At 69.8% G+C, this 25,339-nt stretch carries 24 protein-coding genes; 10 read left to right on the top strand and 14 right to left on the bottom strand.

Annotated features, from left to right (window positions below):
• Positions 1-3 precede the first annotated feature (3 nt).
• Genes hpt through ACT3SQ_RS11300 form a run of 3 tightly spaced genes read right to left on the bottom strand, consistent with a single transcriptional unit; the run spans position 4 to position 3,109 of the window.
• On the bottom strand, positions 4-558 hold the full coding sequence (gene hpt, locus ACT3SQ_RS11310; RefSeq protein ID WP_441445475.1) for a hypoxanthine phosphoribosyltransferase: 555 nt from the start codon (positions 556-558) through the stop codon (positions 4-6).
• 44 nt (positions 559-602) lie between these two features.
• Positions 603-1,700, bottom strand: a complete 1,098-nt coding sequence (gene tilS / locus ACT3SQ_RS11305) for a tRNA lysidine(34) synthetase TilS (protein WP_441445476.1) — start codon at positions 1,698-1,700, stop codon at positions 603-605.
• A complete protein-coding gene (locus ACT3SQ_RS11300) occupies positions 1,700-3,109 on the bottom strand; it encodes a D-alanyl-D-alanine carboxypeptidase/D-alanyl-D-alanine-endopeptidase (protein WP_441445477.1) in 1,410 nt (469 codons plus the stop codon). The genes tilS and ACT3SQ_RS11300 overlap by 1 nt, the downstream gene beginning before the upstream one ends.
• A 67-nt stretch (positions 3,110-3,176) precedes the next feature.
• Between ACT3SQ_RS11300 and ACT3SQ_RS11295 the strand changes: the two genes are divergently transcribed.
• Positions 3,177-3,689: an inorganic diphosphatase gene (locus ACT3SQ_RS11295; protein WP_442332112.1), complete on the top strand. Its 513-nt coding sequence runs from the start codon at positions 3,177-3,179 to the stop codon at positions 3,687-3,689.
• A gap of 173 nt (positions 3,690-3,862) precedes the next feature.
• Here the strand turns inward: ACT3SQ_RS11295 and ACT3SQ_RS11290 are convergent, their stop codons facing one another.
• Together ACT3SQ_RS11290 and ACT3SQ_RS11285 are read right to left on the bottom strand one after the other, a co-directional pair.
• Positions 3,863-4,618, bottom strand: coding sequence for a hypothetical protein (locus ACT3SQ_RS11290; RefSeq protein WP_441445479.1), 756 nt, complete (start codon positions 4,616-4,618; stop codon positions 3,863-3,865).
• A 103-nt stretch (positions 4,619-4,721) separates the two neighbouring features.
• The gene (locus ACT3SQ_RS11285; protein WP_441445480.1) at positions 4,722-5,405 is read right to left on the bottom strand and encodes a peptide deformylase; all 684 of its coding nucleotides are present in this window, start codon (positions 5,403-5,405) and stop codon (positions 4,722-4,724) included.
• Positions 5,406-5,743: 338 nt separating this feature from the next.
• On the opposite strand from ACT3SQ_RS11285, the gene ACT3SQ_RS11280 reads away from it, so the two are divergent.
• The 3 genes from ACT3SQ_RS11280 to yczE are packed head-to-tail and all read left to right on the top strand — an operon-like array spanning position 5,744 to position 8,806.
• Complete coding sequence (locus ACT3SQ_RS11280; RefSeq protein WP_444502577.1) at positions 5,744-6,778, top strand: ABC transporter ATP-binding protein; 1,035 nt, start codon at positions 5,744-5,746, stop codon at positions 6,776-6,778.
• Between the two features lie 58 nt (positions 6,779-6,836).
• Complete coding sequence (locus ACT3SQ_RS11275; RefSeq protein WP_441444396.1) at positions 6,837-8,075, top strand: DUF4032 domain-containing protein; 1,239 nt, start codon at positions 6,837-6,839, stop codon at positions 8,073-8,075.
• Between the two features lie 20 nt (positions 8,076-8,095).
• On the top strand, positions 8,096-8,806 hold the full coding sequence (yczE, locus tag ACT3SQ_RS11270; RefSeq protein WP_441444395.1) for a membrane protein YczE: 711 nt from the start codon (positions 8,096-8,098) through the stop codon (positions 8,804-8,806).
• A 55-nt stretch (positions 8,807-8,861) separates the two neighbouring features.
• Here the strand turns inward: yczE and rlmB are convergent, their stop codons facing one another.
• From rlmB to ACT3SQ_RS11250, 4 genes are all read right to left on the bottom strand, one after another.
• Entirely contained in the window at positions 8,862-9,833 is a 972-nt protein-coding gene (gene rlmB, locus ACT3SQ_RS11265) for a 23S rRNA (guanosine(2251)-2'-O)-methyltransferase RlmB (protein ID WP_441444394.1), read from the bottom strand.
• Positions 9,834-9,852: 19 nt separating this feature from the next.
• Positions 9,853-11,292 carry a cysteine--tRNA ligase gene (gene cysS / locus ACT3SQ_RS11260; protein ID WP_441444393.1) on the bottom strand — a complete coding sequence of 480 codons (1,440 nt, stop codon included), beginning with the start codon at positions 11,290-11,292 and terminating at the stop codon, positions 9,853-9,855.
• A gap of 96 nt (positions 11,293-11,388) precedes the next feature.
• Positions 11,389-11,871 (bottom strand): phage holin family protein, encoded by a 483-nt coding sequence (locus tag ACT3SQ_RS11255; protein WP_441444392.1) that lies wholly within the window; start codon positions 11,869-11,871, stop codon positions 11,389-11,391.
• Between the two features lie 59 nt (positions 11,872-11,930).
• On the bottom strand, positions 11,931-13,118 hold the full coding sequence (locus tag ACT3SQ_RS11250) for a LacI family DNA-binding transcriptional regulator (RefSeq protein WP_441444391.1): 1,188 nt from the start codon (positions 13,116-13,118) through the stop codon (positions 11,931-11,933).
• A gap of 147 nt (positions 13,119-13,265) precedes the next feature.
• Between ACT3SQ_RS11250 and ACT3SQ_RS11245 the strand changes: the two genes are divergently transcribed.
• From ACT3SQ_RS11245 to ACT3SQ_RS11235, 3 genes are read left to right on the top strand one after another with little or no spacing between them, the layout of a single operon-like run.
• The gene (locus ACT3SQ_RS11245) at positions 13,266-14,588 is read left to right on the top strand and encodes a sensor histidine kinase (RefSeq protein ID WP_442331740.1); all 1,323 of its coding nucleotides are present in this window, start codon (positions 13,266-13,268) and stop codon (positions 14,586-14,588) included.
• Positions 14,585-15,238: a response regulator gene (locus tag ACT3SQ_RS11240; protein WP_441444389.1), complete on the top strand. Its 654-nt coding sequence runs from the start codon at positions 14,585-14,587 to the stop codon at positions 15,236-15,238. The genes ACT3SQ_RS11245 and ACT3SQ_RS11240 overlap by 4 nt, the downstream gene beginning before the upstream one ends.
• Complete coding sequence (locus ACT3SQ_RS11235; protein ID WP_441444388.1) at positions 15,238-16,224, top strand: hypothetical protein; 987 nt, start codon at positions 15,238-15,240, stop codon at positions 16,222-16,224. Before ACT3SQ_RS11240 ends, ACT3SQ_RS11235 begins: the two co-directional genes overlap by 1 nt.
• Positions 16,225-16,322: 98 nt before the next feature.
• On the opposite strand, the gene acs is transcribed toward ACT3SQ_RS11235, so the two are convergent.
• The 3 genes from acs to ACT3SQ_RS11220 all read right to left on the bottom strand — a co-directional run bounded on the left by acs (position 16,323) and on the right by ACT3SQ_RS11220 (position 19,503).
• On the bottom strand, positions 16,323-18,302 hold the full coding sequence (acs, locus tag ACT3SQ_RS11230) for an acetate--CoA ligase (protein ID WP_441444387.1): 1,980 nt from the start codon (positions 18,300-18,302) through the stop codon (positions 16,323-16,325).
• A 135-nt stretch (positions 18,303-18,437) separates the two neighbouring features.
• Positions 18,438-19,256: a hypothetical protein gene (locus tag ACT3SQ_RS11225; RefSeq protein ID WP_441444386.1), complete on the bottom strand. Its 819-nt coding sequence runs from the start codon at positions 19,254-19,256 to the stop codon at positions 18,438-18,440.
• Between the two features lie 70 nt (positions 19,257-19,326).
• On the bottom strand, positions 19,327-19,503 hold the full coding sequence (locus ACT3SQ_RS11220) for a CopG family transcriptional regulator (RefSeq protein ID WP_441444385.1): 177 nt from the start codon (positions 19,501-19,503) through the stop codon (positions 19,327-19,329).
• A 143-nt stretch (positions 19,504-19,646) separates the two neighbouring features.
• Between ACT3SQ_RS11220 and ACT3SQ_RS11215 the strand changes: the two genes are divergently transcribed.
• From ACT3SQ_RS11215 to ACT3SQ_RS11205, 3 genes are read left to right on the top strand one after another with little or no spacing between them, the layout of a single operon-like run.
• The gene (locus tag ACT3SQ_RS11215) at positions 19,647-20,753 is read left to right on the top strand and encodes an NADH:flavin oxidoreductase/NADH oxidase (protein WP_441444384.1); all 1,107 of its coding nucleotides are present in this window, start codon (positions 19,647-19,649) and stop codon (positions 20,751-20,753) included.
• A 19-nt stretch (positions 20,754-20,772) separates the two neighbouring features.
• Entirely contained in the window at positions 20,773-21,636 is an 864-nt protein-coding gene (locus ACT3SQ_RS11210; protein WP_441444383.1) for an SDR family NAD(P)-dependent oxidoreductase, read from the top strand.
• Positions 21,633-22,766 (top strand): AMP-binding protein, encoded by a 1,134-nt coding sequence (locus ACT3SQ_RS11205; protein WP_441444382.1) that lies wholly within the window; start codon positions 21,633-21,635, stop codon positions 22,764-22,766. Before ACT3SQ_RS11210 ends, ACT3SQ_RS11205 begins: the two co-directional genes overlap by 4 nt.
• On the opposite strand, the gene ACT3SQ_RS11200 is transcribed toward ACT3SQ_RS11205, so the two are convergent.
• Together ACT3SQ_RS11200 and ACT3SQ_RS11195 are read right to left on the bottom strand one after the other, a co-directional pair.
• Entirely contained in the window at positions 22,747-24,141 is a 1,395-nt protein-coding gene (locus ACT3SQ_RS11200) for an L-serine ammonia-lyase (protein ID WP_441444381.1), read from the bottom strand. The genes ACT3SQ_RS11205 and ACT3SQ_RS11200 overlap by 20 nt on opposite strands.
• 53 nt (positions 24,142-24,194) lie before the next feature.
• On the bottom strand, positions 24,195-25,339 hold a 1,145-nt coding region (locus ACT3SQ_RS11195; protein WP_444601138.1), incomplete at its 5' end, for a helicase-related protein.

Raw genomic sequence — 25,339 nt, 5'->3', positions numbered from 1 at the left:
GGATCAGTCCTCGTAGATCGAGCGCGCGAGGACGCCCACGTAGGGGAGGTTGCGGTAGTTCTCGGCATAGTCGAGCCCGTAGCCGATGACGAATTCGTTGGGGATGTCGAAACCGACGTACTTCACGTCGATCTCCACCCGCGCCGCCTCGGGCTTGCGCAGCAGTGCGGCGATCTCGACGCTCTTGGGACCCCGTGAGCGCAGGTTGGACAGCAGCCACTTCAGGGTGAGCCCGGAATCGATGATGTCCTCGACGATGAGCACGTTGCGCCCGGTGATGTCGCCGGAGAGGTCCTTGAGGATGCGCACGACGCCCGAGGACTTGGTGCCCGAGCCGTAGGAGGAGACGGCCATCCAGTCCATCTCGACCTTGAGGTCGATCTGGCGGGCGAGATCCGCCATCACCATCACCGCGCCGCGCAGAACGCCCACGAGGACCGGCGGTTCATCCGCATAGTCCTCGGCGATCTGCTGACCGAGCTCGGCGAGGCGTTCGCGGATCTGCTGCTCGTCCAGCAGCACGCGGTCGACATCGGGGTGGGGGTGCGTCTGGGGCACGCGGATCTCCTCCATGGAACGTGGTGGGGTGCGTCCGCCGCGGATCACGGATCGAGGCGGCGCCACACCAACAGGCCGTCGCGGCGAGCGACCTCGATCCTACCTGGAACGGGCACCGCTGCCTGACCGTGCCATGAGACCACCAGCGCATCGATCGCGAGCACCTGGCGTCGGAGCAGCGACTTCGAGGATCCGCCGGTGCTGCCGCCCTGCGGCTTTGCGCGGTCAGCGGAACGCGTGGCGTCGCGCAGGACCCGGGTGCGCAAGGGCGCCGGGGCGGCGGCCAGGGCGTGCACATCCAGGAGCAGCAGATCGCCGTCCTCGCGCAGCTCTCCCCCGTCGCGTCGCAGCGAGGGCAGCAGTGCCTGCGCCTCCCGGTCGAGATGATCCACATCAGGGCGCACCAGGTCGGCGCTGCGGGCCAGGTTCTCGTCGAGTTGTTCACCGAGGATCTCCCGCAGCAGCGGGAGTGCCTGATGCCGTACCCGTGAGCGCAGCAGGGTGGGGTCCGCATTCATCGGGTCCTCCCACCACTGGAGGTCGTGGAGGCGGCAGATCTCCTCGGTGTCGCTGCGCCGCAGTGCCGTGCGCTCGTCGCGTCCGGTGCCCAGGAAGGGACGCAGCAGAGCGCCCCGCGTGCGCGGGATCCCTGCCAACGCCCGAGGGCCCGCTCCTCGGGCGATCCCCATCAGCACCTGCTCGGCCTGGTCATCGAGCGTGTGCGCCATCAGCAGGGCGAGCGCTCCTCGCTCCTCCCGCGCAGACTCCAGGGCGTCGTGGCGGGCGGTTCGTGCCGCATTCTCGATTCCGCCGGGTGCGTCGGCATCGACCTGCACGCGCAGCACCTGCCCTTCGGCGCCGAGCTGCTGCGCCTGGATCAGGGCTCGCTCGGCGACCTCCGCCGACCCCTCCTGCAGACCGTGGTCGACGATCGCCGCCTCCGTCTCCAGGCCCATCCGCGAGCCCACCCAGACGGTCGTCGCCAGCAGGGCGAGGGAATCGGCTCCCCCGCTGAGCCCGACCAGCAGTCGAGGGGCGAGATGGCCGACGGCGGTGTCATCGGCGAGCTGTTCGATGCGCGCGGTCAGCGAGGCGCGCACGGCGGTGCGGGCGCGGGCGATCACCGGGGGCGGGCCGGCCATCAGTCGACCTGCACGATCTCGGCGGCGACCTGGTCCACTGCGGCGCGGGCCGCGGCGGCGTCCGCGCCGTCGAAGCCGTGCACCACGATCGAATAGCCGACGGTGCGACCGTCGGGCAGGACGGCCACTCCGGCGAGGGTGGCGGCACCGCCGAGATAGCCGGTCTTGCCGCGCACCAGGCCGCTCGCATCCTCAGTGCCGTCGGCGTGGAAGCGGTCGGCAAGCGTGCCCGAAAGACCCGCGATCGGGACGTCGAAGAGGATCTGCTCGAGCCTGGGCACCTCTCCGGAGGCCACCTCGGCCAGCACCGCCGAGAACAGGGCGGGCGGCACCCGGTTCTGGCGAGAGAGTCCCGAGCCGTCATGCAGCTCGAGCGCGGCGAGGTCCGTGTCCGGCACCCCGATCTCCGCAGCCAGATCTCGGATCTCGGCCTCGACGGCGGCGGCCGCCCCCACCGGCGTGGTCTCCTCGCCACGGGAGAGCGCGACCAGGTGCGCGAGCAGCTCCGCGGTGGTGTTGTCGGAGATCAGCAGGGTGTGGCGCACGATCTCCGCGAGCGGCTCGGAATGGATCTCGACCGATGGCACGTCCTCGGGCGCCACGCCCTCGGAGAGCGTCCCGGTGACCTCGAGACCCGCCTCGACCAGCAGTTCGGCGAAGCGGCGCGCCGCATCCCCGGCAGGGTCGGTGGATTTGGCGCCGTACTGCTGCCCGTCGAGCCAGCCGCCCTCCAGCGCCAGGCTGGCGGTGGGAGTCACCCACCCGCCGGCGGGGCCGTTGTTCCCCCAGGCCTCATTGGCGCCGCCGACGAGATAGGTGTCATCGAGGACCACCGAGACCTGCGTCGTGCCCTGGCTCGTGGCCAGCTCGGCAGTCCGGATCGCGAGATCGCGCAGCTCCTCCTCGCTGAGAGTCATGTCACCGCCGCCGATCAGGGTCACCACGCCGTCCTGCACGGCGGCTCGGGTGGTGAGCACCTCGTCGCCGCTGTATCGGCGCAGCACCGCGGCGGCGGTGAGCATCTTCAGCGTCGAGGCGGGCACGAGCGCGACGTCGGCCTCCCGTTCTGCGAGCACCTCACCGGTCCCGGCATCGACCACGCTGAACGCCAATCCGCTGTCGACCACGGGCAGCAGGGCTCCCGCAGCCATGCGTCCTTCGAGGTCAGCCGGGTCCACCGGGTCACCGCTGCGATCGATGGGGGGAAGCAGTTCGGAGGCTCCGAGACGTTCCCAGTCCTCCGCCACGGCACGCGGTCCGGAGGCCGGGCCCTCGTCGACCGTAGCGACGGTGAGCACCCCGGGAAAGGCGTCGGTGAGGTCCCCGAGCATGTAGAAGCTCGTGGGCACCGCCGCGCACATCACGATCGCGGTGGTGCGCCAGATGCGTTCCGTTGCTCTCAGGGCCATGACCCCACGATATGGTGTCCGGGTCATTACCAGAGGCCCACGGGGCCGGAGCAATGGAGCGGCTGTCGTGGAATTTGATGTGACCATCGAGATCCCTCGCGGGAATCGCAACAAGTACGAGGTGGACCACCACAACGGTCGGATCAGGCTCGATCGGATGCTGTTCACCGCCACGCGTTACCCGGACGACTACGGCTTCATCGAGGGGACCCTCGGCGAGGACGGCGATCCGCTGGACTGCCTGGTGCTGCTCGAGGAGCCCACCTTCCCCGGCTGCCTGATCCGCTGCCGCGCGCTCGGCATGTTCCGCATGCGGGACGAAGCCGGCGGTGACGACAAGATCATCGCGGTGCCGGTCGGCGACCAGCGTCAGGTGCGCCGCCAGGAGCTGACCGACGTCAGCGAGTTCCACCGCCTGGAGATCCAGCACTTCTTCGAGGTCTACAAGGACCTCGAGCCGGGCAAGAGCGTCGAGGGCGCGCACTGGGAGGGCCGCAGCGTTGCGGAGGCGGAGATCCGTCGTTCCTACCGTCGCGCCGTCGGCACTGAGCACGCGAACGCCTTCACGCAGGAGATGTGAGCGTCCGGGGGCGACGCCGCCCCCGTCGCCACCGTCCAGAAGAGGGCCGACCCGAGCGGGTCGGCCCTCTTCTGGTTTCTCGTCCTCGTCCCCTTCGCGGGGCCCAAATTCACTTCGTGCGCATCGTCCGCGCACGAGCACTGAGCTGTGCCCGGCGCGGTACGGCGCGGTGCTCAGGCGTCCAGCGCGCTCTGCTCTCCTGCGAGCTCACCCTCGAGGGTCAGCTCCTGGGAGAAGATCTCGAGCATCGCCTCGACGACCGACTTCGACACCGCCCGGGCGCCGAGCCCCCCGATGACGGCTCCGATGCCGAAGGGCAGCAGCCGCATCAGCCACAGCTTGCCGGTCCGCGCCACCACCCGGCGGCGCACATAGCGCGAGACCTGCTTGCTGATCAGGCCGGGCACGAAGCCACCTCCGCCGTTGAGGACGGAGTGCCACTGCAGCCCCTGCTTGCCCATCGCTTTGGCGATGATCTCGGTGCCGCGCTCGCCGCCGAGCACGCCCATCAGCACCAGGCGGCGGGTGCTCTTGTCGGTCATGTCGACGCCGTGGATCTCCGCCGCGGCAAGGGTGAGGAAGGCGCAGGCCTCGGCGAAGGTGACTCCCTCGCCGACGGTCAGGCCGAGCGCTGCCGCGGTGCCGAGCCCGGGCAGCGCCGCGACGCCGCCGATCCCCGCTCCGGCGGCGGTGGTCAGCGTGGTGAATCGCTTCGTGACGCGCTCGAGCAGCTGCCGATCGGTCTCCTCGGGGTGCTTCTGGCGAAGCTTGTGCACGTAGCTGTGCGCGAGCGGGGCCTGCACCTTCAGCGCGGCATCGATCAGTGCCAGCCAGCGCTCGTCGATCTGCTCGGCGAGCTCGCCATCTGCGGGCAGCGCATCCGGGCCGTTCTGGTCATCGCGCGGGATGCTCGGGTCGCTCTGTGCCACCGTCAGCTCCGTTCTGTGGGGTCATGAACAGGGTCAAGGTACCGCCTCGTGGGGCGCCAGTCTGAAGACTCTTTGGACTGCTGGCTCTTCGGACTGTGCCCGCTCAGCCGATCATGACCTCGCCGTCGCCGAGCTCGGCGATCTCGCCGGTCAGCCCGAGCCGACGCACCGCCTCTCCGAGGTCGGCGTAGTGCGCGGTGTATCCGGCCTCCATGAATGAGCGGGGCACGGAGACGTCATGACACAGGGTGCCGCCCAGGTGGTCGGTCTCGTGCTGGAAGATGCGGGCCGTCCACCCCACGTGCTCTTCGTCGATCTCCTGCAGCCGGCCGTCGGGCAGCAGCTCGGTCGCACGCAGTCGCACCCGTCGTGAGCGCGGCACGATCGACTGCCAGCCGTCTACCGAGAGGCACCCCTCGAAGGCGTAGACCCGCTGCTCTCCGAGCAGCTCGACGACGGGATCCAGCAGGGCGCGCAGAGCGAGCGGGCGCCGCTCCAGCAGATCGTCGTCCGGGTCCTCCCCCTCCTCCGCCGCGAAGGAGTCCTCGACCACGTAGAACCGCAGCGGCAGGCCGACCTGAGGAGCTGCCAGCCCCACGCCCGGCGCCTTGTGCATCGTGATCGTCATCGCCTCGGCGAGCTCGAGCAGGAGCCCGACGTCGATCCGCCCCACAGCGGTCACGGCCTTCCTCCGCAGCGCGGGATGGCCTGCCTGCACTATCCGCAGGGGGTCGCCCTCCTTCGCACGGCGGTCCAGGATCTTCCGAGTCAGCTCAGTGATGTCCACATCGCCAGTATCCCGCAGCCCGAGCGCACTGGGCGCGCTCCAGTCGACGAGGCCGTCCGTGGATTGCGCAGAGTCTCGCACGGGCGTCGGACACGGACGGCGGAGCGGCGGAGGAGCGGGGGCGGAGCGGGGGCGGAGCGGCGGAGAGGCTCCCGCGGGCGACAGAGTCCCGAGACGTGAGACACGCCTCGCCCTGTGCACCCATCCAGATGAGAGCTGGGCTACACTTTATCGAGCCAGTGCGATGAAGCACCCCTCGTGGGAGCGACATCCACTCGGCCACGTATCACTTCACAACGGACCGTCCGGCACGTACCTGCCGGTGAAGGAGAACCACCATGGCAACAGTCACGTTCGATAATTCCTCGCGCGTCTACCCGGGACAGGAACGTCCCGCGGTCGACAACCTCAACATCGAAGTCGGGGATGGCGAATTCCTCGTGCTGGTCGGGCCCTCCGGCTCCGGCAAGTCGACCGCGCTGCGCATGCTCGCAGGCCTCGAGGAGATCGACGCAGGCCGCATCCTGATCGGCGATCGTGACGTCACCGACGTCCCGCCGAAGGACCGCGACATCGCGATGGTGTTCCAGAACTACGCGCTGTACCCGCACATGACGGTCGCCGACAACATGGGCTTCGCCCTGAAGATCGCCGGCAACCCGAAGGCCGAGATCCGCAAGCGCGTCGAGGACGCCGCCGAGATCCTCGACCTCACCGAGTACCTCGACCGTAAGCCCAAGGCGCTCTCCGGTGGTCAGCGCCAGCGTGTGGCCATGGGCCGCGCGATCGTCCGTTCGCCGCAGGTGTTCCTCATGGATGAGCCCCTGTCGAACCTCGATGCGAAGCTGCGTGTGGCGACCCGTACTCAGATCGCGTCGCTGCAGCGCCGCCTCGGCGTCACCACGGTCTACGTCACCCACGACCAGACCGAGGCCATGACCATGGGCGACCGCGTCGCAGTGCTGAACTTCGGCGTTCTGCAGCAGCTCGACACCCCGCGCCGCATGTACGACCACCCGAACAACGTGTTCGTCGCCGGCTTCATCGGCTCCCCCGCCATGAACCTGTTCGACACCAACCTCACCGATCAGGGTGCCGAGTTCGGTGGCGTCGTGGTCCCCGTGGATCGCTCGACCCTCTCGGAGACCGATCAGAGCACGGTCACCATCGGCATCCGTCCCGAGGACCTCGAGATCGCTCCCGACGGCCAGGGCATCGCCGTCGAGGTCGACCTCGTCGAGGAGCTCGGCGCGGACGCCTTCATCTACGGCCGTCGCGCAGGAAGCGAAGAGACGTCCAAGCCGTTCATCGCGCGCGTCGACGCCCGTCGCTGTTGTTTCTGGCACGTCCTCGCGGTGTGCGGTGCGTCCTGACGACGTGACATCATGCCGGGAGTGGTCGAAGCATCCCCGCTCGGGAGAGAATGGAGCAATGGCACCTCTGGAGATCACCGCGTCCCGTGCAGATCCTGCACTGCTGGACCTGCCGTGGGAGGAACCGCTGGAGCAATGGCCCGAGGACATCCTCGCCGCCCTCCCGCGAGGCATCTCCCGTCACGTCGTGCGCTTCGTACGCGTCTCGGGACGAGTCCTCGCCCTCAAGGAGATCTCCAAGAACCTCGCCCAGCGCGAGTACGACATGCTGAGGATCCTGGGACGACTCGGGATCCCCTGCGTGGAGCCCTTCGCCGTGATCTCCGGTCGCACCACTGCCACGGGTGAGCCTCTGGACGCGATGCTGATCACGCGCCATCTCCAGTTCTCCCTGCCATATCGCGCGGTGTTCAGCCAGGTATCCCGCCCGGACACGGCGCACCGCCTGCTCGACGCACTGGCCGTCCTGCTCGTCCACCTCCATCTCGAGGGCTTCTACTGGGGAGACGTCTCCCTGTCCAACACCCTCTTCCGGCGAGACGCCGGCGCCTTCGCCGCGTACCTCGTCGATGTCGAGACCGGCGCGCTCCATGAACGGCTCACCGTGGGCCAGCGCCAGTACGACCTCGACCTCGCCCGCACCAACATCATCGGTGAGCTGATGGACCTCCAGGCCGGGGACATGTTCGACCCCGACGCAGATCCCGTCGCCGTGGGCGACGACCTGGTCTCCCGCTATGAGGACCTGTGGGAGACCCTGACCTCACGGGAGCGGTTCTCCGCCGACGAGCGCTGGCGGGTCTCGGCCCGGATCGAGAAGCTCAACGCGCTCGGCTTCGATGTGGGCGAGCTCGAGATCACCACCGACCTCGACGGCACCACGCTGTCGATCATGCCCAAGGTGGTCGACGCCGGGCACCACTCGCGCCGTCTGCTGAGGCTCACCGGGATCGATGCCCAGGAGAACCAGGCCCGGCGGCTGCTCAACGACCTCGACCAGTTCCGCGCCGATACCGAGCAGCAGCTCGAGGACGAGGAGTTCGTGGCCCACGAGTGGCTGAAGGACCAGTACGAGCCGGTCGTCCGTGCGGTCCCCAGGACGATGCGCTCCAAGCTCGAGCCCCCTGAGTTCTTCCACGAGATCCTCGAGCACAAGTGGTTCCTCTCCGAGCAGGGCGGGCAGGATGTGAGCCTGGACGACACCGTGCGGCACTACATCCTCAACGTCCTGATCCATCGGCCGGACGAGAGATCACTGGTGACCACCGAGACCTCGGCATTGCCGATCTTCGAATGAGGAGAGGAGCACTTCGCCCCATGCGTCGTGAACGAAGCCGGGGACCGGCGCGCCTGGACAACCTCAGCCTGCGCGAGCAGCTGAAGGTCGACCGGCTTCCGCTGCGCCTGCTCCAGATGATGCTGGGCCTGACAGGATTCGGCGTCTCGCTGGCGATGCTGCTCGAATCCGGGCTGGGCGGTGCCCCCTGGGACGTGCTGCACGCCGCGGTCGCGGACCGCATCGGGTTGAGTGTCGGTTCGGTGAGCATCGCCGTGAGCTTCGTGGTGCTGCTGCTGTGGATCCCGCTGCGCGAACGGATCGGGATCGGCACCGTGGCGAACTCGATCTGGGTCGGAGTGAGCATCGACCTGGGCATGATGGTGCTCCCCGAAGCGCCCACGCTGCCGATCGCCGTGGCGATGATGCTCGCCGGCGTGATCCTCAACGGCATCAGCGGCGCCGTCTACATCGGCGCCCAGCTCGGCGCCGGTCCGCGTGACGGGCTGATGACGGGATTGGGGCGCGTGCTGCGTCGACCTGTCGGCCCGGTGCGCATCGCGCTCGAGATCCTGGTGCTGGCGACCGGGTGGGCGCTGGGAGGCCCGCTCGGGGCGGGAACGGTGCTCTATGCGATCGGGCTGGGCCCGATCATCCAGCTCACCCTCCCGTACGTGACCCTACGGGTGCGGACGGACCCCGAGCGGTCAGTCCCAGCTCAGCAGCGTCGCGCGGCGCAGCCCAGTCCCTGAGGCACCCGCACGCCGAAGCTCAGCCCGGTCCCTGAGCGCCCGCACGCCGGAGAGCTCAGCCCAGTCCCTGACGCGCCCGCACGCCGGAGAGCTCGTACAGTGCGATCGCGGCCGCCACCGAGGCGTTCAGCGATTCCGCACGACCGCCCATCGGGATCGACACCACCTGGTCGCTGAGCTCTCGCGTCAGACGTGAGAGGCCCTTGCCCTCCGCGCCGACCACCAGTGCCGTCGGCTGGGTGCCGAGCTCGAGCTCGCGGGAGGTCACATCGCCGTCCGCGTCGAGGCCGAGCACGAAGACGCCCTCCTCCTTGAGCGAGGTCAGGGCGCGGTTGAGGTTGGTGACCTGGGCGACGCGGACCCGGCCTGCGGCACCGGCCGCGACCTTCCAGACGCTGGCGGTCATCGACACGCTGCGCCGCTCGGGCAGGATCACGCCATGCGCACCGAAGGCATCGGCGGAACGCAGGATCGCGCCGAGGTTGCGGGGGTCGGTGATCCCGTCAAGAGCGACCAGCAGCGGCGGCTCGAAGCGGTCAGCGGCGATGCTCAGCAGGTCGTCGAGCTCGGCGTACTCATAGGGCGGAATGGTCAGGGCGACACCCTGATGCACGGCGTGGTCAGTCATCCGGTCCAGGTCGGTGCGCTGAGCCTCCGCGATCGGCAGATTGCGGGCGGTGGCCAGACGCATGATCTCGCCCACCCGCTCGTCGCTGTCCATCCGGACCATGACGGTCAGCTGCGTGGCGGGGACGCCCTCACGCAGCGCCTCGAGCACGGCGTTGCGGCCCGCGACCTGGTCACTGCCCGGCAGCTTCCGGGCGCCCTTGGCGCCGGGACCGCGGCGCCCGGCTGCTCCACCGGATGCCGCAGCACCGCCCTTGTAGGCCTTGTGGTACGTGCGGTCCTCCGCTTTGGGCGTCGGCCCCTTGCCCTCGAGCGCACGGCGGCGCACACCGCCTGAACCGACGGTCGCGCCCTTCTTGCCCTTGCGCATCGCACCGCGTCGCGTGCTGTTCCCTGCCATCAGATGTCTCCTCAGTCCTTCAGTTCTTGGTGTCGAGGGTCCAACGGGCACCCTCGGGCCCGTCCTCGATACGAATGCCTGCAGCGATCAGGGCGTCGCGCAGCGCATCTGCGCGAGCCCAGTCCTTCTCCGCGCGAGCCGCTTCCCGGGCGGCGAGCTGGGCGGTGATCAGCGAGTCCAGTGCCGCATGCTCGGCGCCTTCAGCGCCCGTGCCGCTCCCCCACCGGTCGGAGAGGGGGTCCAGGCCCAGCACGTCCAGCATGGCGCGCAGCTGGCCCAGACCGGAGGCGATCTCTGCCTCTGCAGCGCCGGCGGCGAGCAGGGAGTTCAGGGAGGACTGCTCGCGGTGGATCACTGCGAGCGCCTCGGGGACCGCGAGGTCATCGTCCATCGCGGCCACGAAGTCTGCGGGCAGCTCGAGCGCGTGCAGCTCGGCCTCGGGTGCCGCCAGCGGATGGTCCCCGAGGAGCTGGGCGGCACGACGCGCCGTGGCGCTGAAGCGCTCCCAGACGGTCTCCGCCTCCCGCATCGCCGTCGCGTTGTACTCGACGGTGGCGCGGTAGTGGCCGCTCACCAGGGCGAGCCGTACGGCCGGCGTCGGATGCTCGGCCAGTGCCCGGGCGGCGGTGACGAAGTTGTCGAGGCTCTTGCCCATCTTCAGACCGTCCACCGTGAGCACCCCGGCATGCATCCACTGGCGGGCGAAGCCGAAGCCGGCGGCGTGGGACTGCGCCTGCTCGTTCTCATGGTGCGGGAAGCGCAGGTCCAGGCCCCCGGCGTGGAGGTCGAAGGTCTCCCCGAGATACTTGCGGCTCATGGCCGAGCACTCGAGGTGCCATCCGGGACGGCCTCGCCCGAAGGGGGTGTCCCAGGCGGCGCTGACGGGCTCCGTGTCCTTCGCCGCCTTCCACAGCGCGAAGTCGCGACGGTCCCGTTTGCCGGGCTCCATCGCCTCGCCGGCGTCCTGCATGTCCTCCAGGGACTGGCGGGTGAGCGACCCGTAGGTGGGGTGGGAGGCCACATCGAAATAGACCGAGCCGTGACCGTCGGGATAGGCGTGGCCACGCTCGATGAGCAGCTGCATCAGCTCGATCATCTCGGGCACATGGCCGGTCGCACGCGGCTCGTAGGTGGGCCGACGATTGCCGATCTCATCGAGCACGTCCTGGAATTCGCGCTCGAAGCGCAGGGACCATGCCCACCACTCGGCGCCCACCTCGGCGGACTTCACGAGGATCTTGTCGTCGATGTCGGTGACATTGCGGATATGGGTCACCGCGAGGCCGCTGCGCTCGAGCCAGCGCACCAGCACGTCGAAGGCGAGGAATGTGCGCAGATGGCCGAGGTGCGGGGCTCCCTGGGTCGTCGGGCCGCAGACGTACAACGACACCGCCCCCGCGCGCACCGGGATGAAGGGTGCGGTCGTACGGGTGGCGGTGTCATGCAGGTAGAGGCTCACGCACCCAAGGGTACTGCCCTCAGGAGCGGCCCACGGCCCACGGCTCGCGCGAAGGTCGGGCGCCCAGCCCGGCGGTTCAGTCTGTGCGAGCGCTGATCAGTCCGTGCGAGCGCTGACCTGCTTGCCGTAGAGCTCGTCGAAGGTGTCGTCATAGGACACCGCATTCTGACGACGCTTGCCCTGCACGGCGCTCACGGCGCCCTGGGCCGTCTCGATGGTGGTCTCAGGTGCCTTGAGCTTCTTGTAGACCACGAAGGCGACGGCTCCGACGACCACGCCGAGCACGATGAAGACGCCCGCGACGATCAGGAACGCGGCCCAGAACGGCAGGCCCAGCGCCTCCAGACCGTTGGCGGCGGCGAACAGCAGCATCACCCAGGCCGAGAGCAGGAGGAACAGGATCACCGCGGCGCAGGCGGCGATGATGCCCAGCTTGATCGCGAGAGCGGTGAACTCCTTCTTCGCGATGTCGATCTCATGGTGCACGACACCGAGGAGCTCGTCACGGATGGACTGGACGAGCTCGCCGATGGACCGCTGGGTGGGCGGCGTGCTCGGGTCGTTCGTGGTGTTGATCATGATCTGAGCCTATCGCAGGGGGCAGGTCGTTCGAAGTTCGCGGGATGGGGATCCGTTGATCAGTCCACGGAGATCCGCTTGCGCTTCGTGGTCTCGGGCCGCGGGCCCGCGGAGGTCGTGCGACGCACCACGATGGACGGCGCGACCGCCACGTCCCGGGCCGGGCCCTCATGGCCGGAGACGCGCTCGACCAGGAACTGCGCGGCGAGCGCACCGAGTCGATCGGAGTTGGGATCCACGCTGGTCAGCTGGGACACCCCGGAGGCTGCGAGGGAGGTGTTGCCATATCCGGCCACCGCCAGCTCCTCGGGCACCGCGAAGCCGGCGTCACGTGCCGCGGCGAGCACACCGACCGCGGTGACGTCGTTCGCACAGGTGACAGCCGTGGGGACCCGGCTGCCGCGCAGCAGCATCGATCCGGCGGTCTGGCCGACCTGTTCGGTGAAGTCACCGGGCTCGACCCGCGCGACGTCACCCAGGCCGTGACGGTCCATGGCCTTGCGGAAGGCATCCGCGCGCTCCCGGGCCACGGCCGCACCGACTCCGCCGACGTGCGCGATCTCGCGGTGACCGAGTCCGACCAGATGGTCCACCAGCAGCCCCTGCCCGACCTCGTCGTCGATGCGGACGGTGTCGAACCGGCCGACGAACTCCTGCGAGCAGCCGATCCCGACGAACGGCCGACTGCCGGTGGCCGCGAGCACGCTGTCCATGTCAGCCAGGTCGGAGATCATCAGGAAGCCGTCGACGCCGAGATGGACCAGGTTCTCGATCGCATCCGTGTCGGCGGCGACCGGGTACTCGGGCATGCGGCGACGTGTGGGAACCACCACTGCGGTGCGTCCGGTCGCGGTCAGCTCGATGCGGATCGCCCGCACCAGATCAGAGATCCAGGTGTTGCGCATGGTGTTCACGAGCACTGCGACCACGCCGCGGTGCTCGGTCTCCTCGCTGAGATCCGCGAGCGGGAAGTTCAGCCGTTCGGCCGCCTCCCGGACCCGGCGGATCATCTGCGGCTTGATCTCGTCGGACTCGCGCAGCGCGCGCAGTGCGACCGCGCTGGAGATGCCCAGAGAGTTCGCGACATCGTGAAGGGTGCCGCGGCCCTGATCATCGGCCTCGAGCTCAGCGGCTGTCCGCTCGACGTTCTCGATCACCTGCCCGGTGGAGCCGTCATCGGTGGCGGGTGACCCGGTGTCGGAAGCGGGGTCGATGGTCTCGTCGGAGGAAGTGGCGTCACTGCTCATGGACCCATTGAACCGCATTCTGCGACCCGATCCGGATCAGTCCGCGCGATGGAGTCGCGCGAACCCGTCGGACCGGGGGTTTTCCCCCAGTGAGACGGCGGGTGGGCACCGTGGGCCCGGTCCCCTCGCCGCGCATAGTGTCAGGGCATGGACGACTCCTCTGCCCGGGGCGCAGGGCGCTCGCGCTCCCGGCTCGCCCCCTCCGCCCTCGCCTCCGTGGTCGTGGGCGGGCTGCTGTTCTACAGCTGGTTCTGGGCGAGCCTCACCCTGCTGCTCGGCGGGCTCGCCTCCCTGCCCGCTCTCGGCACCGGCCTGCTGCTGCTGATCCCCTGGCTGCTGGTGATGCAGCTCGCTGTACGGGTGGAACGTCGGCGCGCCGTCGCCATCCACGGCATCCCCGTGATCCTTCCCCCGCGTCGGCGCTCGCGCCGCACCGGCATCTCCGGCTGGCTCAGCAACCGCTGGTTCGAGCTCGGTACCTGGGCGTTCTGGCGGGGAGTGCTGCATCACCACCTCGCGATCCTGGTCGCCGGGGCCTTCTTCACCGCGTTCGCGGTGTTCCTCTGGTTCGGCTGGACTGGGTGGGAGGCGGCTCTCGACCAGGGCACCGTGGAGGTGGGAGGGATCGAGCTCTCCCGCTGGTCGCTCGGAGCCATCGGCACCGCAGGCCTGGTGCTGGCCCTGGTGATGCTGGTGCTCGGGGCCCTCGCCGACCGAGGGCTCGCCCGGGGGCTGATCTCCGGCTCCGAGGACGATCTGCGCGAGCAGGTCGCCGAGCTGGCCGAACGCCGGCAGGGGGCGGTCGATGCCGCCGCGCAGGAGCGCCTGCGCATCGAGCGTGATCTCCATGACGGGGTGCAGCCGCGCCTCGTGAACCTCGCCATGACCCTCGGCATCGCGAAGAACACGGTCCGCACCGATCCCGATCGTGCCGAGCAGCTGGTCGGCGAGGCGCATGCGGAGGCCAAAGCCGTGATGACCGATCTGCGTCAGCTCGCGCGAGGCATCCACCCGGCCGTGCTCACCGACCGCGGGCTGGACGCCGCCCTGTCCGCGCTCGCGGCTCGTTCCCAGGTGCCGGTGGATCTGCAGGTCGACCTCGGCACCGAGAGCATGCCGGCCCTGGATCGGGAGCTCGAGGCGGTGGCCTACTTCGTGGTCGCCGAGGCGCTGACGAACATCGCCAAGCATGCCGAGGCGACGGCGGCGGACGTCTTCGTCCACCGGAACGAGTCCGCGCTGCGGGTGCGGATCCAGGACGACGGCCGAGGCGGTGCGCAGGTGCGCCGAGACGGTCTGTCCACCGGCCTGGCCGGGCTCACCGACCGGGTCCGTGCCACCGGGGGCCTGCTCGAAGTCACAAGCCCCACCGGCGGAGGCACGGCGCTGATCGCCGTGATCCCGCTCGCAGGCCGCACCGCCCCGGTGCCAGAGCTCGCCCACCCCACCACCCAGGAGGACCTCCGATGAGGATCGTGATCGCCGACGACGCCGTGCTGCTGCGCGCAGGACTCGAGCGCCTGCTCACCGAGGCCGGGCATGAGGTGGTCGCCGCAGTCGGCGACGGCAGCGCGCTGCTCAGCGCCATCTCGCAGCATCGTCCCGACCTCGCAGTGATCGATGTGCGGATGCCACCCACCTTCACCGATGAAGGAGTCCGGGCCGCAGTGCTGATCCGGAGCCAGGATCCGGAGGTGTCGCTGCTGGTGCTCTCGCAGTACGTCGAGGAGCGCTATGCGTCCGAGCTGATCGCCGATTCCCCGTTCGGCCTGGGCTACGTGCTCAAGGACCGCGTCGCGGACGTCGACGACTTCCTGGGAGTGGTCGCGGACGTCGGAGCCGGCGGGACCTGGCTCGACCCCGAGGTGGTGCAGCAGATCTTCATCCGCTCCCGGCGCCGCCGCACCCTCGAGGGCATGACCCCGCGTGAGCGCGAGGTGCTCTCGCTGATGGCCCAGGGCCGCTCGAACCAGGCGATCGCCGACACCCTGTTCGTCTCCACCGGGAGCGTCGAGAAGCACATCTCCTCGCTGCTGGGCAAGCTCGACCTCCCTCCAGTCGACGGCGAGAACCGCCGTGTGATGGCGGTCCTGCGCTTTCTGGAATCCGAGGAACGCTGATGACCACCACCCGTCCGCCACTCCCGCCCAGCCCGGCTCCCCCGCCCAGCCCGGCCGCGACGTCCTCCTCCATCGCACCGCCGCAGTCGGCTCAGCCCATGGAGCGCCTCCTGCTCCCCGGGCAGCGACTGACCCCCTCCCCGGACCGGGACCGCCCCTGGCGTGCGCTGACCGTGCTGCTGGGCGCCATCATCGTGCTGCTGATGGTGGGCGGCCTCGCCGTCACGTCCGTCGCGAACTGGGCGTCGGGTCGCGGCTACTCCGAGATCTCCACGACCACTGGACTCGGCACTCCGGCCTCTCTGAACCTGGCCAGCCTGATGGGCACCATCCAGGTGCTGCCCTCAGATGATGTCGACGAGGTGACTCTCGCCCTGGTGGAGCCGGGCACCACGGGGCTCCCCTCACCGCGGGACACCACGCCGGCTCGACTCATCCACGACACCGACCCGACAGGCGCCACGGTGACCGTGCAGCAGCCGCAGAGTCATCTCGGGTGGCCGTGGACGGATCGCACGCGGGATCTGCTGCTGTTGGTCCCCTCCGACCTCGAGCTGTCCCTCGCGATCGACGCCGGCGTGGGCGACGTCGTGGTCGACGGCGATTTCAGCGCCTTGGACGTGCGCACCGATGTGGGCAATGTCGTGCTGGGGCCCCTCGGAGTCACCGACGCGCTGACGGTCTCCTCCGAGGTGGGTGATGTGGACATCGAGCTGGAGTCCCCGGCACCTGCCGACGCCCAGATCACCGCAGCGGTGGGCTACGTCGACCTGCAGCTGCCCACCGATTCCCGCGGCAGCATCAGCATCACCGCTGAACTGGGCGACGTGATGGTCACGGCCCCCGGCACCACCCGCTGGCATATCGACGCCGACTCGGATCTCGGAAGCGTCAGCGTGGATCCGGGCCTCACGGCCGGCTCCGACGCCGGGGACGGCACCCTCATCGTGACCGCAGGCGTCGGCGAGATCACCATCGAACGGTGACCCAGGTCGCCACGAGGCGTGACGAGGACGGGCCCCCGGTCGATGACCGGGAGCCCGTCCTGCACCGTGCTGGGCCCGGCAGGTGCCGGGCCGCAGGCTCAGCCCTTGCTGCTGAGACCCTGCTGGATGAGGTCCATCACCGAGGCATCGGCGAGCGTCTGCGTGTCACCCACCTGGCGGTTCTCGGCGACGTCCCGCAGCAGGCGCCGCATGATCTTGCCGGAGCGGGTCTTGGGCAGCTCCGAGACGATCAGCACCTTCTTCGGCTTCGCGATCGGGCCGATCTCCTTGCCCACATGGGCGCGCAGCATCTCCGGCACGGCATCCTCACCGCCGACCGCAGCGATGGCCTCGTCGTTGCCGGAGCGCAGGATCACGAAGGCGACGGGCACCTGCCCGGTGGTCTCATCGGTCGCCCCGACCACCGCGGCCTCGGCCACCCATTCATGGCTGACCAGGGCGGACTCGATCTCCATGGTGGACAGACGGTGCCCTGAGACGTTCATGACGTCGTCCACCCGGCCCAACAGCCAGATGTCGCCGTCCTCGTCGCGCTTGGCACCGTCACCGGCGAAGTAGAGGCCCTCGAAGCGGGACCAGTAGGTCTCCTTGAACCGCTCGGGATCGCCCCAGATGCCTCGCAGCATGCCGGGCCAGGGCTGATCCAGCACCAGATAGCCGCTCTCCCCGTTCGCGACGGACTCTCCGGCGTCATTGCGCACATCGGCGCTGATCCCGGGAAGGGGCTGCTGCGCGGAGCCCGGCTTCGTCGCGGTCACGCCCGGCAGCGGGGAGATCATGATGCCGCCGGTCTCGGTCTGCCACCAGGTGTCCACGATCGGGCAGCGGTCGCCGCCGATGACCCGGCGGTACCACATCCATGCCTCGGGGTTGATGGCCTCGCCGACGCTTCCGAGCAGCCGCAGCGAGGACAGATCGAACTTGCCGGGGATGTCCTCCCCCCACTTCATCGCCGTGCGGATCGCGGTGGGCGAGGAGTAGAACTGGGTGACCTTGTACTTCTCGATGATCTCCCACCAGCGACCCTGGTGCGGGCTGTCCGGGGTCCCCTCGTAGACGACCTGCGTGGTGCGGTTGGCCATCGGCCCGTAGACCACGTAGGTGTGGCCGGTGACCCAGCCGATGTCCGCGGTGCACCAGTAGACGTCCGAGGCCGGCTTGATGTCGAAGACGTTGCGATGGGTGTACGCGGCCTGGGTGAGATAGCCACCGGTGGTGTGGATGATGCCCTTGGGCTTCCCGGTGGTGCCGGAGGTGTAGAGGATGAACAGCGGGTGCTCCGCCTCGACCGCGACCGGTGCATGCTCGGCCGAGGCGGTCTCGCGGGCCTCGTGCCACCACACGTCGCGTCCCTCGGTCCACTCGACCTCGCCACCGGTGCGGCGCACCACCAGGACGTGCTCGACGCTGGCGCCGCCCCCGGCGAGCGCAGCGTCGACAGCGGGCTTGAGCGGAAGCTGCTTGCCGCGACGGTTCTGGCCGTCGGCGGTGATGACCACCCGGGCCTCGGCATCCTCGATGCGGGAGCGCAGGGCATCGGCGCTGAAGCCGCCGAACACCACGGAGTGCGGGGCGCCGATGCGGGCACAGGCGAGCATCGCGAACACCGCCTCCGGGATCATCGGCAGGTAGATCGCGACCCGGTCGCCGGTCTTCACCCCGAGATCGGACAGCACGTTGGCCATCTTCGAGATCTCGTCCTTGACGTCCGCATAGGTGAAGGAGGCATCGGAGCCGTCCTCGTACTCCGCCAGCAGCGCGACCTGGGAGCCGTGTCCGGACTCGACATGGCGGTCCACGCAGTTGTAGGCGACGTTCAGGGTGCCGTCGGCGAACCAGCGGGCGAACGGCGGGTTGGACCAGTCGAGGGTCTCGGTGAAAGGGGTCTCCCAGCTCAGCAGGCTGGCCCGCGAGCGCCAGAAGGCGAGGTGGTCGCGCTCCGCTTCCTTGTAGAGGGAGGGTCGGCCGACCGCATTCTGTACGAACTCGGTGGGCGGGGAGAAGGTGCGAGTCTCCTGGGAGAGATTCTCGATCCCGGTGGTGGCGTCGTCGGACATCAGCACTCCTGCTACACGGGCCCCGGGTCGCCGGGGCGGATGGACGCGGACACCGTATCGCAGGAGACCCATGTCACGCGCACCGGTCACACTCCTCGAGCAGGATGCTGCCGCTCCCCCTGCCTCGAGGACAGCTCAGCGCAGCGGACGCTGATGGATCTCCAGGTGCTGCCCATCAGGGTCGGTGACGTGAACGCTGCGGAGGGCACCGCTCTCGACGACCTCCGCGGGATGCCCTGCCGTGGTCAGTCGAAGGGAGAGCTCGGCCAGGTCTCCGGTGGTCTCGAAGCCAAGACGCACCTGCAGCACATCACCGAACTCGGTGCCTGTCGACCGAGTCCTGCGATCCAGCGGACCGGGCTTGTGCAGCCCGAGCACACCCGCCCGCCCGGGGCCTCGCAGAGCGAGGAACCATTCATCGTCCGGCCCGTCAGCGCTGAACCCGAGCGGAGCCGCCCAGGTCGCGTCCCGGTGGAAGTCGTCACTGGAGAGCACTGCGGTGACAGTGAGCCGCGGATCCGGGGAGCTCGCGTCGTGGCCGCGGTACCCATAGAGGTCGATCTGTTCCTCGTTGAGCGCCACCTGCTCCCCCGCCGGTCCGGTGACAACCCCCTGCCGACCATAGGTCTCATCCCATACGTCCACCTCGTACCCTGCCGTCTGCAGGGCATGCGCCGCCACGTCGGTCTCTTCCACTGCGAGGCATAGATCGGTGTCCCCACTGCGCGCACCGGTCGCGGCACCAGCTGCCGCGTGCACCATGACCCGGCCTGCCCCGGCGACGAGCTCTCCGAAGCCGTCCTCTCCCGCAGTCACCGTGGGCGTCATCCCTAGCGTGCACAGGAAGTCGATCATCGCGGGCACATCGGCGCTGAATCTCAGCGGGAGCACGGTCATCTCGGGCACCGCGCCGGGCACGGCGGACTGGGGACTCATCTCGGTCTGGGGGCTCATCTCGGTCTCCTCCTCAGGGAACGGTCTGTCAGGGAACGGCGCGGGCGGGGCACCCATGCTCGGCTCGCGCTCAGGCATCGTCGCCACCGGCGGCGAGTTGCATCCGCAGAGCCTGTTCCACGAAGGCGCTGAGGCTCAGCGATTCATCGATCGCCCGATGCTTGACCTCGATCACGAGATCCTTCGGCAGGTACACGTTGAACTGCACCTTGGGGGTTCGGGGCACGTTCGGCTCATCCTCAACCATGCAAGAATGCTAGCATCATAGATCACTCGATTGAAGAGCAGGCGCAAAGTCTCCGCTGTGGCGCCGTCACGTGGGAGGTCATGAGGAGCACCACGATGGGCGGCGACACGGGGCCACAGCAGAGGCGGCTAACGTAGGGGACCATGGTCCCCGATCCTGCCGCCACAGCCCCGGCGCTCCTCGCCCCGGCCCGCCTGCGCTCCCTGGAGATGCGCAACCGGATCTGGCTGGCACCTATGTGCCAGTACATGGTCGAGGCGGAGGACGGCATCCCCACGGACTGGCACCTGGTGCACCTGGGAGCTCGCGCGACCGGCGGTTTCGGGCTGCTGATCACCGAGGCGACCGCGATCAGCCCGGAAGGCCGCATCAGCCCCCAGGACACGGGCCTGTGGAACGACGAGCAGGTCACCGCCTGGCGACGGATCACCAGCTTCTGCCAGGGGCAGGAAGCGAAGATCGCGGTCCAGCTCGCCCACGCCGGCCGCAAGGCCTCCACCTGGCCGGCACTGCCTCGGTTCCGCAGGCGACGCGGCACGGTGCCGGAGTTCGCCTCCGGCTGGCGCGCCGTCGGCCCCACCTCGGATCCCTTCCCCGGGCTCGACGCCCCGGATGCGCTGAGCCGTGAGGACATCTCCCGGGTGGTCGCAGACTTCGTGGCTGCGGCCCGACGTGCGGAACAGGCTGGCTTCGATGCTGTCGAGCTCCACTTCGCTCATGGCTATCTGGTCCATGAGTTCCTCTCCCCGCTCGTGAACACCCGCGACGACGAGTACGGCGGCGACGGTCCGGGACGGCGCCGGCTCGCGCTCGAGATCGCCTCCGCAGTCCGCGAGCAGTGGCCCGCCGAACGTCCTCTGATCGTGCGCATCAGTGCGACCGACTGGATCGACGGCGGCTGGGACATCGAGCAGTCCCTCGACCTCGCCCGCGAGCTCGAGGGCGTGGGAGTCGACGCCCTGCACGTCTCCACCGGCGGCGCCGTGATCGCGGACATCGCGGTCGGACCGGAGTATCAGGTGGGCTTCGCGCGCACCCTGCGCGATGCAGTGTCGATGCCGGTGGCAGCCGTGGGCCTGATCACGGACCCCGCCGGCGCCCAGACCGTGCTCGAACGGGGCGATGCGGACTTCGTCGCCGTGGGTCGTGCCGCACTGCGTGAGCCGAGCTGGCCGCAACGTGCCGCTCATGAGCTGGGGGTGCGCGATGCGGCGCTGTACCCCGGTTCGTACCAGCGGGGTTCCTGGTGAGCCTCCCCGCCAGCCGACGATGATCCTGATCACCGGAGCGACCGGCGGGATCGGCCGTGAAGTCTGCCTCGCACTGGCCGCACGAGGGGAACAGCTGGTGCTCACCGCCCGTGACAGAGACCGGCTGGAGGCCCTGGCCGCCGAGGTGCGGGCCGCCGGAGGAGGCGCCCGGGTGCTCCCCTGCGACCTGCGCGACCAGCAGGCAGTCGCCGGGCTCGCCGAGACGGTCCTGTCGGAACACGGCACACCGGAGGCGGTGGTCTCCATCGCCGGGCACTCCCTCCGCCGCACCCTCGAGGAGAGCTTCGGCAGGCCCCATGACCTGGTCCGGCTGACCGGAACGAATCTGCTGGGGCCGGCCGCCCTGATGCTGGCGATGCTGGAACCGATGTGCGCCACCGGCACTGGCCGCGTCATCGCCGTCACCAGCGCCTCCACCCGGATCCCCACCCCCGGCTGGGCCGCCTACGGGGCCTCGAAGGCGGCGCTGGACACTTGGTTGCGAGCGGTGCGACCCCAGGCCGCGCGCCATGGGGTGCGGATCGCGATCGTGGAGCTGCCGCTGGTCGCCACGGCGATGGCCGCCCCGACCTACGGCAGCTCGCCCCGCGGCGCGCTCGCTCCCGCGGACGCCGCCCGCCGGGTCCTGCACGCCCTCGATGCGCCCCGCACCCTGCTCTCCCCGCCCTGGGCACGCGCCGGCGCGGTCCTCGCCCAGGCGGCGCCCACTCTGTCCGCCGCCGCTGCGGGCCGGGCCGGGGACCTGATCCAGCGTCTCGCCTCACGAGGGCGCATGGGCGTCGGAGCCGGCGGCCCCGGAGGGCTCACGGGTGAAGAGCCCACAGGTGAAGAGCCCACCAGTGGGAGGATCGGTCCACGATGAAGCTCCTGCGTCCTTCGAGCGCCCTGCGCACCCGACTCTCCCTGCGCCCTCGCGCGGTGGTGCTCCTTGACCAACGGGGTGCGCTGACCGCCGGTGAGCTGCTCGATCAGGTGCAGCTGCACCGCCGATCACGCGGGTCCGCGGCCCAGCCGGGACTCGGTGCACTGCCCGCCGCTGCGTCGCTGCGCCAGGTGCTGGTCACCGCGCTGTCCGGGAACGGGATGCTCGAACTGCGTTCGAGCGGCAGCACCGGGCTGCCCCGCACCCAGCGTCGCGGCCCGCTCACCGTGGCCCAGCTGTCCACCCTGGCCGATCTCGGCCGACGGATCGGGATGCGGCCCGGTCAGAGGATCGCCTGCGCGGCGCCGGGGGTCCACGGCCACGGACTGCTGGTCTCCTTGGGCTCACTCGCCCTGGGAGCCACGCTCGTGGATCTGAGTCATCTGCCGGGCCCCGAGCGGGTAGCACTGCTGCACCGGAGCGCACCGGACCTGCTCACCGGCGTCCCCGTGCATCTGGTGGATCTCCTGACCGCGGACCGGGCGCTCAGCCGGGGACAGGCGCTGCGCATCCCCCGGGTGGTCTCCGGCTCCGATCAGCTATCCTCCGAGCTCCGCGCGGATCTGGCCCGGCATTTCCGGGCTCGTGTGCATGACGTCTACGGGACGACGGAGACCGGCTCGCTCACGGTCGACGGCAGGCCGCTGCGCGGGGTGCGGCTGCGCGAGGCTGACGGCCTGCTGCACGCCCGCACCCCGTTCACTGCAGGGCGCGAGCTGATCACCGATCGTGGAGAGATCTCTGAGGAGGGCATCGTCCGAGTGCTCGGACGTGCAGACGGCACGCTCTCCTCAGGCGGGATGGTGCATGACCCCGCTGCCGTGCTGCGCCTGCTGCGGTCCCAGCGCGGGGTGCTCGATGCGCGCCTGCGAGTGGTGCCGGATGAGCGTTTCGGGGTGAGGACCGTGGTCGAGGTGCAGGTCGCAGGAGCTGAGAGGGGGACGGCGCCCCGCGCGGAGGAGCTGCGGGCGCTGGTGCGCGACCGGCTGGGGGCGGCGTCGGTGCCACGTGAGGTGCTGCTCAGGAGTTCGGGACCGCTCCGCTCAGGCCTCAGCAGTCCGGAACGCTGACCGGGACCGCGGTGACCGCGAGCCCGCCCATCGCGGTCTCCTTATAGCGCGAGTTCATGTCCTTCCCCGTCTGGCGCATGGTCTCGATGACCGTGTCCAGGGAGACGAAGTGCTCGCCCGTGCCGCGCAGCGCGAAGCGGGCAGCAGTGATCGCTTTGACCGCAGCCATGGCGTTGCGCTCGATGCACGGGATCTGCACCAGACCCCCGATCGGATCGCAGGTCAGGCCCAGATTGTGCTCCATCGCGATCTCGGCGGCGTTCTCCACCTGGGCGGGTTTGCCGCCCATCGCCTCACAGAGGGCGGCCGCGGCCATCGAGCAGGCTGAGCCCACCTCGCCCTGGCAGCCCACCTCAGCGCCCGAGATCGAGGCATGCTCCTTGTACAGCGAACCGATCGCCCCGGCGGTGAGCAGGAAGCGCACCGCGATCTCGTCGGGGTCCACCCCTTCGATGTAGGTGGTGGCGAAGTACAGCACCGCCGGGACGATGCCGGCCGCGCCGTTGGTGGGCGCGGTGACCACACGTCCCCCGGCGGCATTCTCCTCGTTCACCGCGAGTGCGGCGAGCGAGACCCATTCGAAGGCGTTCATCGGCAGCCGTACCGGGTCTTCGGCCGAGAGCGAGTCGTACCAGGACGAGGCACGACGCTTGACCTCGAGACCGCCGGGCAGGATGCCTCCGGTGCGGGTGCCCCGCTCGATGCAGTCGTGCATGGCGCGCCAGATGGTGAGCAGCCCGGCGCGGATCTCCCCGTCGCTGCGCCACTGGCGCTCCCTCAGCAGCATCGCCTCGGAGACGGAGATCCCGCGCTCCTCGCACACCCGCAGCAGCTCGTCGCCGGTGGTGAAGATGGTGAGTCCCTCGTCCTCGGCCGCGACCTCGGCGATCGAGCGGTCCATGTCCGCCTCGTCGACCACGAATCCTCCACCCACGGAGAACATCGGGCGGCGCAGGAGCTCCTGGCCCTCGGCATCCAGCGCGATGAAGGTCATCCCGTTGGAGTGCTGGGGGAGGAACGTCAGCGGGTGCAGCACGATCGAGGAGGGCCGCAGGGCGATCGCGAGGGTGCCGTCCAGCAGCAGCCCGCCCTCGGTCTCGATCTGGGCGACCCGTTCACGACCGGCCACCGGATCCACGGTCTCCGGATCAGCGCCTTCGAGGCCCATCACGACCGCGTCCAAGGTGCCGTGCCCCACTGCGGTGGCGGCGAGAGAGCCGTAGAGATGGACCTCGACATCGGCGACACGTGGGCCGAGCTCCGGATCACCGAGCACCTCGCGCGCGAACGTCCCTGCGGCCCGCATCGGCCCCACGGTGTGCGAGCTCGAGGGCCCGATACCGATCTTGAACATGTCGAAGGTACTGATGCTCATCGCGTGCCTCCTCGGCGCTTCACCTGCTCGTCATCGAGCCATGGTTCCGTCGTTCATCGTCCTCCACGTCGACGCGGGGCGCGAGTCGGCGCGCCGGAGCGTCCACGCCCCTGGCCCTTGCCGGTGCCTTCCGAGCCTCGTCCGGTGCCGGTGGAGCGTCCGCGGGCCTCTCCCCTGCCCGTGCCGGCAGAGCGCCCGCGGTCCCCCGCCTTACCCCTGCCACCAGTACCGCCGGTGGAGCGGGCACCGCTCTGACGGCCCCGTTCCTCCGGGGCGTCGCCATCACGTCCCCGGCCTCCGCCGCGGCGGGCCTGGCTCTGACCCTGGCCCCGGCCCTGGCCCTGGCCCGAACGAGTACTGCTCTGGCCCGAGCGTGCGCCGCGCTGCCCCGAGCGGGCATTGCCCTGGCCCGAACGAGCACCGTCCTCGCCATCCGGATCCTCCCAGGAGGCGCGCCGCTCCTCGTTCGCACGCCGCTCCTCCGCCTTGCCGGCGTCGGCCCCACGGTGGCGGTTGCGCCCCAGGTCGAGCTTGCGCGGCGCGCCCTTGTACTTCACGGTCGCCGGGTCCTCCGCCGGCTCGCCGGCAGGCGTCCTCCCACCGAGCTCAGAGAGGGCAGGAACCTCTGCGGAGTCGACGTCGTCGGCCCAGGTCGGTTCGACCTTGGCTCCCGCGAGGACGTTCCGGGTCTTCGCGATCTGGTGCGGCAGGGCGAGCGTGACCACACTGCCGGTCGCTCCGGCACGTGCGGTGCGCCCGGAGCGGTGCACGTACTCCTTGACGTCATCGGAGGGGTCGACGTGCACCACCATCGTGACGTCGTCGATGTGGAGGCCGCGGGCTGCGACGTCGGTCGCGACCAGCACCGGATAGGCCCCCTCGCGGAAACCGGCCAGCACGTTGGTGCGCAGCCCCTGCTGCTTGTTGCCGTGCAGGGCTGCGGCACCGATGCCGACCTCGACCAGCTCCTGCGCCACCCGCTCGGCACCGAGCTGGGTGCGCGTGAACATCAGCGTGCGTCCCTCACGGGCGCCGAGCTGCGCGGTGACCTCACGCTTGGCGGACGGGGCGATGGCCAGCACGTGGTGATCCATGGTGGCCACCGCGGCGGTCACCGGCGTGGTCTCGTGGCTGACGGGATCGACCAGGAAGTTATCGACGATCTGCTCGACCTGCCCATCCAGGGTGGCGGAGAAGA

It is taken from the genome of Brachybacterium sp. AOP42-C2-15 (assembly GCF_052377065.1).
GTDB lineage: Bacteria > Actinomycetota > Actinomycetes > Actinomycetales > Dermabacteraceae > Brachybacterium.
This window is presented reverse-complemented; position numbering and strand designations above follow the sequence as displayed.

Bases quoted from the DNA above. Each gene is read 5' to 3' on its own strand.
- tilS (WP_441445476.1), bottom strand. From the start codon at position 1,700: ATGGCCGGCCCGCCCCCGGTGATCGCCCGCGCCCGCACCGCCGTGCGC.
- ACT3SQ_RS11300 (WP_441445477.1), bottom strand. From the start codon at position 3,109: ATGGCCCTGAGAGCAACGGAACGCATCTGGCGCACCACCGCGATCGTG.
- ACT3SQ_RS11280 (WP_444502577.1), top strand. From the start codon at position 5,744: ATGGCAACAGTCACGTTCGATAATTCCTCGCGCGTCTACCCGGGACAG.
- ACT3SQ_RS11275 (WP_441444396.1), top strand. From the start codon at position 6,837: ATGGCACCTCTGGAGATCACCGCGTCCCGTGCAGATCCTGCACTGCTG.
- yczE (WP_441444395.1), top strand. From the start codon at position 8,096: ATGCGTCGTGAACGAAGCCGGGGACCGGCGCGCCTGGACAACCTCAGC.
- rlmB (WP_441444394.1), bottom strand. From the start codon at position 9,833: ATGGCAGGGAACAGCACGCGACGCGGTGCGATGCGCAAGGGCAAGAAG.
- ACT3SQ_RS11255 (WP_441444392.1), bottom strand. From the start codon at position 11,871: ATGATCAACACCACGAACGACCCGAGCACGCCGCCCACCCAGCGGTCC.
- ACT3SQ_RS11250 (WP_441444391.1), bottom strand. From the start codon at position 13,118: ATGAGCAGTGACGCCACTTCCTCCGACGAGACCATCGACCCCGCTTCC.
- ACT3SQ_RS11245 (WP_442331740.1), top strand. From the start codon at position 13,266: ATGGACGACTCCTCTGCCCGGGGCGCAGGGCGCTCGCGCTCCCGGCTC.
- ACT3SQ_RS11240 (WP_441444389.1), top strand. From the start codon at position 14,585: ATGAGGATCGTGATCGCCGACGACGCCGTGCTGCTGCGCGCAGGACTC.
- ACT3SQ_RS11235 (WP_441444388.1), top strand. From the start codon at position 15,238: ATGACCACCACCCGTCCGCCACTCCCGCCCAGCCCGGCTCCCCCGCCC.
- acs (WP_441444387.1), bottom strand. From the start codon at position 18,302: ATGTCCGACGACGCCACCACCGGGATCGAGAATCTCTCCCAGGAGACT.
- ACT3SQ_RS11225 (WP_441444386.1), bottom strand. From the start codon at position 19,256: ATGAGCCCCCAGACCGAGATGAGTCCCCAGTCCGCCGTGCCCGGCGCG.
- ACT3SQ_RS11220 (WP_441444385.1), bottom strand. From the start codon at position 19,503: ATGGTTGAGGATGAGCCGAACGTGCCCCGAACCCCCAAGGTGCAGTTC.
- ACT3SQ_RS11215 (WP_441444384.1), top strand. From the start codon at position 19,647: ATGGTCCCCGATCCTGCCGCCACAGCCCCGGCGCTCCTCGCCCCGGCC.
- ACT3SQ_RS11210 (WP_441444383.1), top strand. From the start codon at position 20,773: ATGATCCTGATCACCGGAGCGACCGGCGGGATCGGCCGTGAAGTCTGC.
- ACT3SQ_RS11205 (WP_441444382.1), top strand. From the start codon at position 21,633: ATGAAGCTCCTGCGTCCTTCGAGCGCCCTGCGCACCCGACTCTCCCTG.
- ACT3SQ_RS11200 (WP_441444381.1), bottom strand. From the start codon at position 24,141: ATGAGCATCAGTACCTTCGACATGTTCAAGATCGGTATCGGGCCCTCG.